General features: G+C 49.5%; 13 protein-coding genes. 8 read left to right on the forward strand and 5 right to left on the reverse strand.

From position 1 onward, the window contains the following. Window positions 1–25: 25 nt before the first annotated feature. Window positions 26–1702, forward strand: coding sequence for a glutamine--tRNA ligase/YqeY domain fusion protein (locus tag B147_RS0122415; protein ID WP_020589449.1), 1677 nt, complete (start codon window positions 26–28; stop codon window positions 1700–1702). Between the two features lie 107 nt (window positions 1703–1809). Here B147_RS0122415 and cysS read toward each other — a convergent pair whose 3' ends face one another. The 4 genes from cysS to B147_RS0122435 all read right to left on the reverse strand — a co-directional run bounded on the left by cysS (window position 1810) and on the right by B147_RS0122435 (window position 4991). Then, window positions 1810–3249 carry a cysteine--tRNA ligase gene (gene cysS, locus B147_RS0122420; RefSeq protein WP_020589450.1) on the reverse strand — a complete coding sequence of 480 codons (1440 nt, stop codon included), beginning with the start codon at window positions 3247–3249 and terminating at the stop codon, window positions 1810–1812. A gap of 24 nt (window positions 3250–3273) precedes the next feature. Then, window positions 3274–3753: a 2-C-methyl-D-erythritol 2,4-cyclodiphosphate synthase gene (gene ispF, locus B147_RS0122425; RefSeq protein WP_020589451.1), complete on the reverse strand. Its 480-nt coding sequence runs from the start codon at window positions 3751–3753 to the stop codon at window positions 3274–3276. Window positions 3754–4000: 247 nt separating this feature from the next. Then, window positions 4001–4381 carry a CGGC domain-containing protein gene (locus tag B147_RS0122430; protein ID WP_020589452.1) on the reverse strand — a complete coding sequence of 127 codons (381 nt, stop codon included), beginning with the start codon at window positions 4379–4381 and terminating at the stop codon, window positions 4001–4003. Between the two features lie 34 nt (window positions 4382–4415). Then, complete coding sequence (locus B147_RS0122435; protein WP_020589453.1) at window positions 4416–4991, reverse strand: NifB/NifX family molybdenum-iron cluster-binding protein; 576 nt, start codon at window positions 4989–4991, stop codon at window positions 4416–4418. Between the two features lie 285 nt (window positions 4992–5276). On the opposite strand from B147_RS0122435, the gene B147_RS0122440 reads away from it, so the two are divergent. The 4 genes from B147_RS0122440 to B147_RS0122455 are packed head-to-tail and all read left to right on the forward strand — an operon-like array spanning window position 5277 to window position 11098. Further along, the gene (locus tag B147_RS0122440; RefSeq protein WP_020589454.1) at window positions 5277–6119 is read left to right on the forward strand and encodes an HAD-IIB family hydrolase; all 843 of its coding nucleotides are present in this window, start codon (window positions 5277–5279) and stop codon (window positions 6117–6119) included. A 3-nt stretch (window positions 6120–6122) separates the two neighbouring features. After that, window positions 6123–7346, forward strand: coding sequence for a glycosyltransferase family protein (locus B147_RS0122445; RefSeq protein ID WP_020589455.1), 1224 nt, complete (start codon window positions 6123–6125; stop codon window positions 7344–7346). After that, window positions 7327–9084, forward strand: a complete 1758-nt coding sequence (locus tag B147_RS0122450; RefSeq protein WP_020589456.1) for a sugar phosphorylase — start codon at window positions 7327–7329, stop codon at window positions 9082–9084. Before B147_RS0122445 ends, B147_RS0122450 begins: the two co-directional genes overlap by 20 nt. 28 nt (window positions 9085–9112) lie before the next feature. Beyond that, a complete protein-coding gene (locus B147_RS0122455; RefSeq protein ID WP_020589457.1) occupies window positions 9113–11098 on the forward strand; it encodes an ABC transporter ATP-binding protein/permease in 1986 nt (661 codons plus the stop codon). A gap of 171 nt (window positions 11099–11269) precedes the next feature. Here the strand turns inward: B147_RS0122455 and B147_RS0122460 are convergent, their stop codons facing one another. Continuing rightward, entirely contained in the window at window positions 11270–12127 is an 858-nt protein-coding gene (locus B147_RS0122460) for an N-acyl amino acid synthase FeeM domain-containing protein (protein WP_020589458.1), read from the reverse strand. 574 nt (window positions 12128–12701) lie between these two features. Here B147_RS0122460 and B147_RS0122470 point away from each other — a divergent pair. From B147_RS0122470 to tsaE, 3 genes are all read left to right on the forward strand, one after another. Next, on the forward strand, window positions 12702–13274 hold the full coding sequence (locus tag B147_RS0122470; RefSeq protein WP_020589460.1) for a DNA-3-methyladenine glycosylase I: 573 nt from the start codon (window positions 12702–12704) through the stop codon (window positions 13272–13274). Window positions 13275–13290: 16 nt separating this feature from the next. Beyond that, complete coding sequence (locus tag B147_RS0122475; protein ID WP_020589461.1) at window positions 13291–14844, forward strand: bifunctional ADP-dependent NAD(P)H-hydrate dehydratase/NAD(P)H-hydrate epimerase; 1554 nt, start codon at window positions 13291–13293, stop codon at window positions 14842–14844. Window positions 14845–14930: 86 nt separating this feature from the next. Further along, window positions 14931–15404: a tRNA (adenosine(37)-N6)-threonylcarbamoyltransferase complex ATPase subunit type 1 TsaE gene (gene tsaE / locus B147_RS0122480; RefSeq protein ID WP_033397840.1), complete on the forward strand. Its 474-nt coding sequence runs from the start codon at window positions 14931–14933 to the stop codon at window positions 15402–15404. Window positions 15405–15422 lie beyond the last annotated feature (18 nt).

The raw sequence follows: 15422 nt of genomic DNA on the forward strand, positions 1-15422 counted from the left end.
ATGCAACCCATGGAAAGAAGACTAAATGGAAACACAAACCGCCAAAGGGCATTTTATTGAAAACATTATCAAAGAAGATCTTGCCGAAAATAAAAACAATGGTCGCGTGGCCACGCGATTTCCGCCGGAACCCAACGGCTTTCTGCACATCGGCCATGCAAAATCCATCTGCCTGAATTTTAAAATGGCCCAACAATTTAACGGGAAGTGTAACCTGCGGTTTGATGACTCCAATCCTGCCAAGGAAAAACAGATTTACATTGACTCCATCATGTCAACCGTCACATGGCTGGGATTTGACTACAACACCCCGTTCTATGCATCAGACTACTTTGACGCCCTTCATGATTTTGCCGTTGAACTGATTCAAGCCGGCAAAGCCTATGTATGCAGCCTATCCGCCGATGAAATGAGGGAATACCGCGGCACCCTCACCGAGCCGGGTAAAGACTCACCATACAGGGACAGAAGTGTTGAAGAAAATCTGGATCTGTTCGGGCGGATGAAGGCAGGGGAATTTGATGAAGGCGCGCACACCTTGCGGGCCAAAATCGACATGTCCTCCCCCAACATCAACATGAGGGACCCGGTGATCTACAGGGTCAAAAAAGCACCCCACCCCCGCACCGGAGACAAGTGGTGTATTTACCCTATGTATGACTTCACCCACTGCATCTCCGATGCCCTGGAAGGGATCACCCACAGCCTGTGCAGTTTGGAATTTGAAGATCATCGGCCTTTATACGACTGGATCTTGGACAACATCACCATACCCTGTCATCCCCAGCAAATTGAATTTGCCCGGATGAACATCAACTATACGGTGCTGAGCAAAAGAAAACTGCAACGTCTGGTCAGCGAAGAGATGGTCTCCGGATGGGACGACCCGAGACTTCCCACCCTGGAGGGCATGCGCCGCAGGGGATACACCCCGGCAGCCATCCGCAATTTTTGTGATGTGATCGGGGTATCCAAAAAAGAGAGCCGCATTGACATGGGCCTTCTTGAGTCCTGCCTCAGGGATGACCTCAACGAAAACGCCCCCCGGGTTATGGGTGTTATCCGGCCCTTGAAAGTCACCCTGGAAAATTATCCCGACAGCCAGACCGAAAATTTGGCGGCTATGAATCATCCCAAAAAACCGGAAGCCGGCAAAAGAGAGGTCAGTTTTTCCAAGCATCTCTATGTTGAGCAGGATGATTTTATGGAAGACCCCCCAAAAAAATTCTTTCGGCTGGGACCGGGCCGGGAAGTTCGCCTGCGGGCTGCCTACCTGGTCACCTGCAAAGAGATCATTAAAAATGAGGCCGGAGAAGTGGTTGAACTGATCTGTACCTATGATCCTGAAACCCGCGGCGGCAATGCCCCTGACGGCAGAAAGGTCAAAGGCACTATCCATTGGGTAAATGCCCAGGACTGCATCGATGCACAAGTCCGGCTTTATGACAGGCTTTTCAAGGATGAAAACCCGGAAAAAGACGGCCAGGATTTTGTGGAAAACCTCAATCCGGATTCCCTTGAGATCCTGGAAAACGCCAAACTGGAAAAAAGTCTTGAAACGGCACAACCTGAAGCGGTTTACCAGTTTGAACGTTTAGGGTATTTCTGCCTGGATTCAAAGGACAGTACCCCTGAAAAACCGGTTTTCAACCGTACTGTTACCCTCAGGGATACCTGGGCAAAAGTAGCGACAAGAAACTAGATACTGGAAACAAGAGACAAGATGGTGAAGCGCCTGCGGCGCTCATTTTAAGACTGCAAATTGGTTGAGCCTGGGACTTTATAACCCAGGCTCAGTCCATATCACTATTATTCAATGCGCCAGGTTGTGCCTTGGGGCCCATCCTCAAGCACAATTTTCATTGCCTGGAGCTGATCCCGGATTTCGTCGGCCCGGGCAAAATTTTTAGATTTCCGGGCTGCGGCGCGTTCAGCGATCAAAGCATCAATCATGGCAGGGTCCACATCCTGGTCTGCCATGGCTTTGTCTTTTTTGTCAGCAAAATAGTCAGCAGCGGACATCATAAAAATGCCCAGGATTTTTGAGGCGGCCCTGATATCCGCATAAATACCAGCCAGGATTTTTGTGTCACTTTCCCCGGGCGTATCATCGGCATCATCCAGCAGCTTATTGCCCTTCTTAACCGCGTCAAATACTTCGGCCATGGCCTTTGCAGAGTTGAAATCATCGTTTAACGCCTCAACAATATCCGCCCACAACGAACCGTGTTCCCCGCCGGCAGTTTCCGGGCTGATACCGACCTTGTCCAGACGCTCCAGAAACGCATAAATACGATCAAGACCCACGGACACCTCACGCATGCTGTTCTCGCTGTAATCAATGGGGGAGCGGTAGTGCTTGGACAACAGGAACATACGGACCACTTCGGGACTGTAGTCGGCCAGCACCTCTTTAATCATGGTGAAGTTGCCCAGGGACTTGGACATCTTTTCATTATTGATGTCCACAAATCCATTGTGTATCCAATATTTAACAAAAGGCACACCAAAGGAAGCCTCGCTCTGGGCAATCTCGTTTTCATGGTGGGGAAAAATCAGGTCCTTACCTCCACCGTGAATATCAAAGCTTTCCCCAAGGTATTCATAACTCATGGCTGAACATTCAATGTGCCAGCCGGGCCGGCCTTTTCCCCAGGGGCTGTCCCAGGAGGGTTCGCCGGGTTTAGCCTGTTTCCACAGGGTGAAGTCCATGGGACTTCTCTTTTTCTCGTCCACGGCAATCCGGGCACCCGCCTGCATATCATCGGGATTGCGGTGGGACAATTTGCCATATTCTTTGAAAGATGAAATGGAGAAATAGACATCCCCGCCTTCCACATGGTAGGCCTTGCCCAGGTCAATCAGACGCTGAACAAAACGGATAATATGATCAATATGCTCAGTAGCTTTGGGCGCGATGGTGGGCCGTAGTACATTGAGCGCGTCCATTTCATTATGAAATTCATCGATATATTTTGTGGTGATGGCCGTACAGGAGTCGCCGGTTTCATTGGCTTTTTTAATAATCTTATCATCCACATCCGTGAAATTACGCACATAGGTCACCTCATACCCGAGCTGCATCAGCCACCGGTACACCATGTCAAACACCACTACGGATCTGGCATGGCCGATATGGCTGGTGTCGTATACGGTGGGACCGCAAACATACATGCCGGCCTTATTGGCTTTAACTGGAACAAATTCTTCTTTTTTCCCGCTCAGGGTATTATAAATCCGTAAACTCATTGCTTTTCATCCTGTATCTTAACTTTATTTTTTATACAGTAATACTGTGGCTTGGGCTGCAATGCCCTCTTTTCTGCCGATAAATCCCAAATGCTCGGTGGTGGTGGCCTTGATATTCACACAGTCCTGGGACAATTCCAGAACCCCGGCAATACAAGCAGCCATGGCCTTTTTATGGGGACTCATCTTCGGGGCCTGGGCAAAGATGGTGCAGTCCAGATTGGCGATTATAAATCCTTTATCCTGAATTTTTCCGTTGCAGATACTCAGAAACCGGGTGGAGTCCATGCCTTTATATGCCGGATCCGTATCCGGGAAATGTTCCCCGATGTCACCCAGGCCCGCAGCCCCTAAAAGGGCGTCGCAAACGGCATGCAGCAACACATCCGCGTCCGAATGTCCTTTCAACCCCATGGAATGTTCGATCTCGACTCCGCCTATGACCAGCCTGGGTCCGGCCACCAGTTCATGGACATCGGTTCCTGTGCCCACCCTTATCTGCATCTGCAATCAAATCTCCTTTGCATCAAATTGGCCCATTAATATATGCATCCTGAACCCAAAAATCCAGTTTTAAAAATAATTCAGGAGGGGTATCGTATTAAAAAAAATACCCGAAACCAAATAACTAATGTTTCGGGTATTATTATATATGACAGCTATGCAAGCAACACAGTTGCTTCACTTTCTTTGTGAACTGAAACACGATAAAAAATCAGGTCAGCCCGTAGTTGTTATGTTGTATTTCTTTTTACTCAAAGGTGACCGGAGAATAATCCTTGGGCAGATGGGCCGTTCCCAGGGTACAGGGCAGACCCGAAGCCTGGGAAACATTGGCCGCGATCTTTTTAATGTCCGGACAGAATCCGCCGTTGGTCTTATCCCACCCTTCTTCGGTTTTGGACGCAAATGTACAGGTGCACAGATGGATGGCCTGGGCCCCTTTGGACTTCAAAATTTTTGCCATGTCCGCCACATTGTCCCCGGGACACCGGCAGGTAAATACGCCTGCCGGCGTGCAGGCATCATAACCGGCAAACCCCTGGGTGGTTTCAATCATTGTCTTAAAACAATTGGTTAAAGGACATCTGGTTTCATTTTTTTCGCACCGGATAAGTCCGACTTTTGTCATTCGTACCTCCTGTTATCCTTAAATTTTACTGATCCTAACGCCGTCGGCCCATGCCGCTTCCGCCGCCCATGCCACGGCCACCGCCCATGCCGCGACCGCCGCCACCGCCCATGCCACGGCCGCCTCCTCCCATCCCTCGACCACCGCCGCCCATGCCCCGGCCGCCGCCTCCCATTCCTCTGCCCGCACCCATGCCGGGAGTCCGGGCATTGGGGTCTGCCATGGGTCTTTGGGAGGAAGTTCCCGGATTCACGCCTGACTTTTCTTCGGCTGTGGCCTGGGTCACACTTGTTAATTCATTGTTTTTCAGCCGGGTCAAGGCCTGGGCCACGGTACCGGCCTGTCCCGGATACACAGCCACACCGGCGGAATTAAACACCTCCATGGCATTGGGACCGCAACTGCCTGTTAAAACAGCCTGGACTCCTTTGGAAATCACAAAGGAGGCGGTCTGAATACCGGCGCCTCCGGTCAAATTCATGCTTTCATTGGCAAAGCTCTCATAAGCCATGGTATCCGTATCAACGATCAAAAGAAAATCACACCTGCCGAACCTGGGATTGATTTCAGCATCCAGGTCCCGGCCGTATGCACTGATTGCGACTTTCATAAATGCTCCTCAAACTTAAAGGGTTGAAAGATTGCTGCACCAGAAAATATTAGCAAGACCTGTACCAAATATAATACAACCAATTTTCAATATGTTATATTTCAGCTCACCCATCAGAAGCAGTAAAACAAAAACCAGGGGTTGCATAATTGCAATGGGTCATTATTGTAATGGTTAAGCGTCAAGACAAACTACATATCCAAGCGTATGCCATGATCTGCCAAATTAATTTACCCTTAACTTCCGTTTTTTTTATTTGCCCTCTATAATGCCCCAATGACTAAAATGCCACATAGCAGCAAAACACTTGTATTCACAGATCTTGACGGCACACTTCTGGACCATGACACCTATGGTTTTGAACCTGCACTGCCTGCTCTGGCCATGCTTGCCCAAAAAAAAATCCCTGTCATCCTTAATTCCAGCAAAACCCTGGTTGAAATACTTAAAATTCGCAGCGTCCTTGGCAATTGCCACCCGTTTATTGCGGAAAACGGCTCTGTGGTGGCTGTGCCTGAACAGCTATGCCCCGGCCTTGCCCGTAAAAATTCTCTATTTCAACCCCAATTCGGGCTTTTGGTCAGACGGCTCGGAGGCGACAGGGAATCGGTTTTAGACATATTAAACCGTTTGCGGCAGATACATGGTTTTTCCTTTGAAGGATTTGCAGACATGGGCCCTGCCCGGCTTTCACAGGTAACTGGGCTGACTGAGGATCAGGCCATACAGGCGGGCCGGCGTCTGAGTACCGAACCCGTTCTCTGGCAGGACACCCCTGAACAGTGGGAGGCGTTTGCAGGGCATCTTGCAGATGCCGGCCTTGGCTGGGTTCAGGGGGGACGGTTTATTTCCATATCCAGGCCTTTTGATAAAAAGGACGGGGTGGCCTGTCTGCTGGATCTTTATACCACAGGCACGGACAGTATACCCTTCACCATTGGCCTTGGGGACAGTCCCAATGACCAAGCCATGCTGGATATGATGGACATTGCGGTTGTGATCCGTTCAGCCCGCTGTGATCAAATCAAATTGAACCGGCCACAAACCATTATCCGCACCACTGCAAAGGGGCCTGAAGGGTGGCAGGAGGCCATGGACATGATTTTCAAAACATCAAGGAGGCATTAAAACATGGGCGATTTTCATCAAAACGGTATTATCACCATATTACACAACCTCTCCCGGCAGCCGGTGGAAGAACTGGAATCCCAGCTCAAACAATTTTCAAAAAAACGGCCCCTGGGCCTGGTGCTGCCCTCTCTTTTTTCTGAGCTTGAGGGGCCTGCCCTGGCCCATATCGTGGAAGAACTTGCCAAAGTCACTTATCTGGACCAGATTGTCATCGGTCTGGACCGGGCCACTGAAGACCAGTACCGGCATGCCTTAAAATTTTTTTCCCACCTGCCCCAGCACCACCGCATCCTCTGGAACGACGGGCCGCGGTTACGGGCCATTGACAAGAAACTGGCACAGATGGAGCTGGCCCCCACGGAGCCAGGCAAGGGCAGAAACGTCTGGTATTGTTTTGGATATGTGCTGGCTTCAGGCATGGTGGATGCCGTGGCGTTGCATGACTGCGACATCTTAACCTACGAACGCACCCTTCTGGCCCGGCTGATCTATCCTGTGGCACATCCCGACTTTGCCTATAAATTCTGCAAGGGCTATTATGCGCGCTTTACCGAATCCAAGGTCAACGGCCGGGTGAGCCGGCTTCTGGTATCACCTTTGTTATCCGCTTTGAAAAAAATCTGTTCATCAACCGAATCACTGGATTATCTGGAGAGCTTCAGGTATCCCCTGGCCGGGGAATTTTCCATGCGGACCAATGTACTTAAAAATTTACGGATGCCCACGGACTGGGGGCTTGAGGTGGGTATTCTGTATGAAATGAAACGAAATTACAGTCTGAACCGGATATGCCAGGTGGACATTGCCGACACCTATGATCACAAGCACCAACCATTTAGCTTTGACGATGCGGATGCAGGACTCTCCAAAATGAGCATTGACATTGCCAAGGCCATCTTTAAAAAACTGGCCACAGAAGGTGAAATTTTTACAGCTGAAACCTTCCGAACCATTAAGGCCACTTATTACCGAGATGCCCTGGATTTTGTGGAAATTTACCACAATGACGCATTAATGAACGGACTGAACCTGGACCGTCACAAGGAGGAGCAGGCCGTGGAGCTGTTTGCTGAAAATATCCTTACCGCCGCGAATACGTTCCTTGAAGAGCCCCATTTAACCCCTTTTATCCCGGCCTGGGACCGGGTGAAATCTGCTTTTACCGACATCATGGATGAATTAAAAGACGCAGTTGAAAAAGACTATGAACAATATCACCCTTAAGACACCGACCTGTCTGTTTGACAAAGTCAGGACCAAACTTGAAACCATTTACCCCGGGCAGGATGCAGATACACTGGCCCGGAAAACCATTGCCCTTTTCGAACCCACTCATGAATCACTGGATGCAGGCTGTACTTCAGCCACCCCCCTGTGGTCTGAAAAAGACATTGCCCTGCTCACTTACGGCAATTCCCTTGTGGAGAAAGATAACCGGCCCTTAAGAACCCTTGACCGGTTCCTGGCGGAGTTTACCCATGACCGGTTCTCCATTGTCCACATCCTGCCCTTTTTCCCCTATTCCTCGGATGACGGGTTTGCAGTCATGGATTATTACACGGTCAACCCAAGCTTGGGGGACTGGGCAGATATCCGTAAAATTGCCGGGCGCTGCCGGCTTATGGCCGATCTGGTGGTGAACCATACCTCATCCCGGACCCGGTGGTTTGAAAATTTCCAAAAAGGGATCCACCCAGGAAAGGATTATTATGTGACCGTGGATCCGAAAAGTGATCTGTCCCAAGTCATCCGGCCCAGGACTTCGCCCTTGCTGCGGGAGGTGGCCACGCCTGACGGCCCCCGGTTCGTCTGGTGCACCTTCAGCCATGACCAGGTGGACCTGGACTTTAAAAACCCGGCAGTCCTCATGGAATTTTTATCCATTATCCGCTATTACCTGGATAACGGGATACAAATATTCCGGCTGGATGCCGTGGCGTTTCTGTGGAAGGAGATCTGCACCACCTGTCTTCACCTGGGCCAGACCCATAAAATGGTCAAGCTCATGCGCACCCTGATCCAGGCCCATAACCCCAGGGCCATCATCATCACGGAAACCAATGTGCCGGCCCGGGAAAACCTGTCCTATTTCGGCATAGGCGACGAAGCCCAGGTGATTTACAATTTTCCCTTGCCCCCGTTTTTGCTCAACACCATGGTCACAGGCAACAGCAAAGGGATTACAGACTGGCTGAAAACCATGCCCGACACCCTGGAAAGCACCACCTGCCTGAACTTTATCGCCTCCCACGACGGCATTGGGTTACGGCCGGTGGAAGACTATTTTTCCCGCCAGGAGATGGCACAGCTCATTGATCTGATGAAAGCATTTGGCGGCAGGACTTCCACCCGGGCGATCAATGGCTACCAGCCCACCCCTTACGAGATTAATATCAGCCTGTGGGATGCCATGAAAGGAACGGTTCACTGCCGGAAGGATCATTTCCAGACCGAACGGTTTATCTGTGCCCACACCATTATGCTGGGCCTCAAGGGCATTCCGGCCATTTATATCCACAGCCTGCTGGGCACGGAAAACGATTATGACCGCAGGGAAAATCTGCAGTCCAACCGGGCCGTCAACCGCCATATCTGGAACTTCCCGGATCTGTGTGAAAAACTGGCCGATCCCGGCGACCACCACCATCAGGTATTCTTTACCCTTTGTTCCCTTATGGACAAAAGAAAACAGCAAACAGCCTTTCATCCGAACGCCGACCAGACCACGTTTAACATAAACCGGAAAGTGGTGGCATTCCAACGCAGGCCGGATGAAGCCGGCAACGCCTTTGCCCTGTTCTGCATGCACAACATCACAGACCAGGCCATTACCATTCCCCCAGAAGATCTGCCGGGACAGTGGCGGCAGACCGGCGTGGATCTGATATCGGAAAAAACCGTACAACTTGGTACGGGACTGGATCTTGCCCCTTACCAGTCCATGTGGATCAAAACAACATAAACGCCAACACCTTAGACAGGATAATTGAATGACGCCCAGTGATATCTCCGGCTTTTCAAGACTGGATCTTAATTTATGGAAGGAATACCTGGACATTGCCCAGGAGTTCTGGCTGCCCCAGAATCTTAAAAGCAGGACACGTTTTATTGTACTGCTGTGTCTTTTAATGGCCTTTGTGGCATCTGTTCTTTTTTTATTCGTTGCCGTCACCACAACCGCCACCCATGCCTTTGCGCCTGAGTTTGTCACCAAAAACGCTCCGGGACTAATGGACTGGATCCAGGGCATTATCCACTCCCGGCTGATTTGGATTCTGGCCGCCGGATTTCTGATTCCGGCCCTGGTCTTTTCCATCTACTCAAAAAAGCTGCAAGGGTTCTTTCTACCCTGGGGCATCCTTGGGATTCTCCTTCTGCTCTCATTTACGGTTTCAGGGCTCAATGTGGTCCTAAGCTATGTGGGCCGTTTTTTCCAGACCGCCCTTGCCCAGAAAGATCAGCCCACATTCTGGCGGTTTCTCTATGTGTATGCCTCGGTATTTGTGATCGGTACCCCCATTGTGGTGATTTACTCATACATCAGAAAAAAACTGGGATTGTTCTGGCGGGAATACATCACCACCAATTTCATTGACAATTACCTTAAAAACCGGGCCTACTACGCCCTGACCACCAGCAAGGCGATTGACAACCCGGACCAGCGGCTGGCCGAAGATTTAAGAGAGTTCACGGTGACCAGTTTAAGTTTTTTGCTTATCATTCTGGGCGCCATCATTGACCTTGTGGCCTTTACCGGTATTCTGTGGTCCATTTCCAGGCTTTTGTCCGGCATCCTTTTCGCCTATGCCTTCTGCGGCACCCTGATCACCATATTCATTGGGAAGAGACTGGTGGGACTCAACTACAATCAGCTACGTAAAGAAGCCGATTTCAGGTACGGCCTGATCCACATCCGGGACAATGCCGAATCCATTGCCTTTTACCAGGGCGAGAAAGGGGAAAAAGAACAGATCTCCAAACGATTCAAAGCGGTACTGAAAAATTTTAATTTTCTCATTGGCTGGCAGCGGAACCTTGATTTTTTCACCACCGGCTACAATTACCTGGTTATTATCCTGCCGGCCATGATTGTGGCCCCCATGTATTTTGCAGGCAAGGTGGAGTTCGGGGAAATTTCCCAGGCCTCATTTGCCTTTGGCCAGGTTTTGGGCGCCTTTTCCATTATTGTCCAATATTTTGACAGCATCAGCGCTTTTGCCGCCGGCATCAACCGTGTTTCCACGTTTAAAGACAAACTATTCACGGCATCCGGCTCCAAAACGTCGGAAGACGGTGCGAATGGCACCCGGATTCAACGTGTGGCCAAAGAGACCATCCGGGTGCAAGACCTCACCCTGCAAACCCCGGACTATAAACGCACCCTGATCCAGGGCTTAAGTCTTGACCTTGAAAAGGGTAAAAGCATCCTGATCATGGGTCATTCCGGTGCAGGTAAAAGTTCTCTGCTGCGGGGCATCGCAGGGCTTTGGGCCTCGGGTTCCGGCACCATTGAACACCCGCCGGAGAACAAGGCCATGTTTCTGCCCCAGAAGCCATATATGATATTAGGCAGCCTGCGCGAACAGCTCCAATACCCCAGCGGGAATCACCTGGACGACAATCAGATCAAAGCGGTCATGGAGATGGTCAATCTTACGGACCTGTACCAAAAACTGCAGGAAACAGCCGGGGACAACTCTTTTATAGACGCGGAAAATAACTGGGAAGAAATGCTTTCCCAAGGCGAACAGCAACGATTGGCCTTTGCCAGGCTTTTGACCACAAAACCTGAGTTTGCCATCCTGGATGAAGCCACCTCAGCTCTGGACGTGGACAATGAAAAGGCGCTGTACAACATCTTGTCACAACTTGACATCACCTATATCAGCGTGGGCCACCGCCCCACCTTGAAAGCCTATCACGATAAAATTCTGTTCATACGGGGTGACGGTGGATGGGAAACCCGGGAGACATAAAAAATTCATCTGATCTGAAAAAATAACTTGATGATACATAAATAGATCGCACACTTCGTCTCTCAACCACCAAAACGGCCGCTGGAGTTTGTTTCTATAGTGCTTCCTCCAGTTAAAAAACTGCGGACAAAGTTCTCGTGACATATTATAATTATAGACCGCAACCCCATCCTATGGAACCATGGCGGCCTGCAGTGCTGCGGAATATGCACTAATAACAAGGTTTTTCTTATCTGCCCCATAATATTTCTCACCCCCATCTTTTTCCTGCTCCAACGGCAGATCATTGGGAGTTGATTGTGACTCGACAAAGAAATGGTATAAATTTTTCCCCATCGGCATATTGCCGTAAATTTTTTTAAATCTTTCAGGAGCCGTTTTCAAATTTAGTCGAAGGGCTACGGCTGGATTATTTTCTACATAGGGATACTCTGAAAGCTCTCCGAGCTTTTCAAACAAAAGTATATCTTCGTAAATTTTTAAATATTTGGGGTGAACAGTAACTAACAATTCATCTGCATGAAGGACTTCAATCGCATGATTATAAATAAATCTATTCATAATCATAGGAATATTTTTGTCTCCTTTGCGGCATGTCGGATCTGATGCTAAGCATCCGACTTCGACGATGCGACGCCCCTGGTTTCTTAACTGGTCCACCTCCCGTTTAAATCCCTCATCCATGGGAAGACCTAGTTCATTATCCGCAAACATGCTGGCCGTATATATGAGTGTATTTTCAGCTTGATCATCGGCCAAACATCCCATAAAGACCACAGTTTCAGGATCTGAATGGTGCTTGATAATTCTGTATGGAAGAGAGGAAGGCTTAATAAACCCAGATTTTAAATAAACATCATATACCAATTTGAAGCAGGACATATAATCTTCGGCACGAAATACTTTTTGAAAAATTACATCATCCAAACTAGTTTGAAAATCAGGAAGGCCACCACGAATGATTTTTTTTCTAAAATTCCCAGGCAGACGAGGCAAAAACGAGTTCAATAGCAGATTTGATATGTTCATATTTTTTTCTTTTTTTGATAATGGCTCTGATTAGGGTTATAGTTTCCGCATCGCAATCCTAATATTAAGCAGCAATTTTGATACCAGGCCTAAAACAATCTAAAAGGCCTTGATAAATAGCCTTTTCAGCGAATTTAGGCACAATCGTCCTTCAAATAAAAGCAGGATAAAGTTACGAAAATTACAACCTATAGTTACCCAAATTGCACTTTTTAGGACCCAGGCATCACTGGGAAACAGATGGACTGAGGTTCCACTGGAATGAAAACATATCCTTGCAATAGATGAGCCAACAGATACCCTGCAGAAAAGGGTTCAACGACCTAAAGACTAAACCGTGATATGATTATGATGGTGCATTACCAAAAGTTATTGTATAACAGCCATGGGCTGACCTGGTCTATCAGCACCCAGGCCCAGCCCACAACGAATGTTGAAAGATCTGAGTAAGTTACCCAGACTTTCTTATAAACAGCCATGGGCTGACCTGGTCTATCGATACCCAGGCACAACCCACAACAAAACATGAAAGTAATCTATCAACTTATTGGAACTTTCTTATAAAAAGTCCGTCATGAACAATATCAAACGTTGCGACTGGGTAACCAGTGACCCCTTATATATACGTTACCATGATACGGAATGGGGGGTGCCGGTTCACGATGACCAAAAAATTTTTGAATTTCTTATCCTGGAAGGAGCCCAGGCAGGATTGTCCTGGCTGACAATTCTCAAACGCCGCCAGGGATATTGCAATGCATTCTGCGGGTTTGACCCTGAAAAGGTCGCCCGGTTCAGTGAGGCCGATATTCAAAAACGCCTGAAAGACCCCGGCATCATCAGAAACAAACTGAAGGTCCGGTCTGCCGTTACCAATGCCCAGGCGTTCTTACGGATACAGGAAGAATTCGGCACCTTTGATGCCTATGCCTGGCGCTTTGTGGACGGAGCCCCCATCATCAACCACTACACCACCCAGGACCAGGTTCCGGCAACGTCCAGTCAGTCCGATGCATTTTCAAAAGACTTATGTAAACGCGGGTTTAAATTTACCGGATCCACTATCATCTATGCCCATATGCAGGCCACGGGCATGGTGAACGACCACCTAGTGTCCTGTTTCAGATATAAAGAGGTAATGGCCTGAAAAAGGAACGTAAATCATGATCATTGTTACCACCAGACAAATGCAGCAAATGGATAAAAACACCATTGAAACCTTTGGTATTCCCGGCCGGGTGCTCATGGAAAATGCAGGCCGGGGCGCACTGGAAATGCTTTCAGACCACTTTGACCTTGAAGGCGCCCGGGTAGCCGTGGTAGCCGGCCGGGGCAACAACGGCGGAGACGGATTTGTGATCGGGCGTTACCTCATGGAGATGGGGGTAAGCGTCAGCTTTTTTCTTTTGTCTACCCGGGAGCGGGTACAGGGTGACGCCAAGGCAAATATGGACCTGGTACAGAAACTTCTGGCCGAGCATTCCTTATCACAGTTCATTGAAATCCCTGACAACGACGCCTTGGAAGGGGCAGCCGAAATCCTGCAAGACCATGACCTGTTTGTGGACGCTATTTTCGGCACCGGACTTAATTCCGATATCCGGGGCATTTACCGTGATGTTATTGAACTGATCAATGATTCGGGCAAAGCGGTTTTCAGTGTAGACATCCCGTCGGGAATTAATGCGGATACCGGTGCAGTATGCGGCGTGGCCATCCAGGCAGACGCCACAGCTACCTTTGCTTTTGCCAAGACAGGGCACATCCTGTACCCGGGCAACTTTCACACCGGTGACCTGGAGGTGATTGACATCGGCATTCCCGGGCATATTGCAAAAGCACAACCCCCCGACATCTTCCTGCCTGAACCCCATGACATCGCAAATCTGATACCAACCAGGGATTTCAATGCCCATAAGGGCAGTTCCGGTCATCTGCTGGTACTGGCCGGTTCGCCGGGCAAAACCGGCGCCGCAGCATTGTGCAGCAACGCTGCCATGCGAACCGGTGCAGGCCTCGTGACTTTAGGTGTCCCTGAAAAGCTTATGCCTGTCATGGAACCTATGGTCATCGAACCCATGACTGCCGCGCTTGCCCAAACCCCTTCCGGTGGCCTGGATGTCGCAGCTCTGGATGACATTATAACGCTCCTGGAAAACAAAGCCGCAGTGGCCATAGGTCCAGGCATGGGCACGGCGCCCGGTACCCTGGAATTGATCAAAAGTATTATGGCCATCGCATCCGTACCCATGATCATTGATGCCGACGGCCTGAATTGCATTGCCAAAGAACCTGATATTCTGGATACGGTCAAAGCCCCGGTGATTCTCACCCCCCACCCCGGTGAAATGGCCCGTCTCACCGGCAAAACCATTCCAGACATTCAGCAGAACCGGATGGAAACCGCCCGAAACTTTGCAGAAAAATACAAGGTTATCCTGGTACTCAAAGGTGCCCAGACCCTTGTGGCCTGCCCGGACGGCGCTGTATCCATCTGCCCCACAGGTAACCCCGGCATGGCCTGCGGCGGCATGGGGGATGTCCTCACCGGCATGATTGCAGCATTCCTGGCCCAGAATCTGCCTGCGGAATCCGCTGCCCTTGCGGGCGTTTATGTTCACGGGCTATGCGGGGATATTCTGGCTGAAGACCACAGCTTTGGATTTTCGGCATCAGATATGGTGGCGGGCATCCCCCACGCTTTAAACAATATTTAGACTAAAATCCGTGTTCGGACGAAAAGCGATCCTAATGAAAGAAGCAGATGGGTGACTTTTTATTCGAACACCAAAGACCCTTTGCCATGAAAAAGATCATATCCAAAAACCCGACACAAACCCAGGAAGCGGCCAGGCGCCTGGGATTATATATCCGGGCACATCAATTAAGTTGCGCCATGGCCCTGACAGGGGACCTTGGCTGCGGCAAAACCTGTTTTGTCCAGGGCCTTGCCGGGGGGCTGGGCGTGGAGGACGGATACTATATCACCAGCCCCACATTTACCATAATGAATGAATATCCGGCCGGAACAATGCGCCTGTGCCACCTGGACCTGTACCGGCTTTCAGACCCGGACGAACTGGATTATATCGGCATTGAAGACCAGGTGGGACAAAACAGTGTCACCGTGGTGGAATGGCCTGGGCTTCTCATTGAAACCGGATTTGTATTTGATCTTCACATCCATTTTGAATTTGATGCCGGCTTTAATAGAAAAATAACCTTTTCCCCATCTGGACAAGCCGGGATAAATCTGCTAAGCAATCTATCCTTGTAATCAATATATTAACAAAAG

The sequence above is a fragment of the Desulfobacter curvatus DSM 3379 genome, assembly GCF_000373985.1.
Classification (GTDB): Bacteria; Desulfobacterota; Desulfobacteria; order Desulfobacterales; family Desulfobacteraceae; genus Desulfobacter; species Desulfobacter curvatus.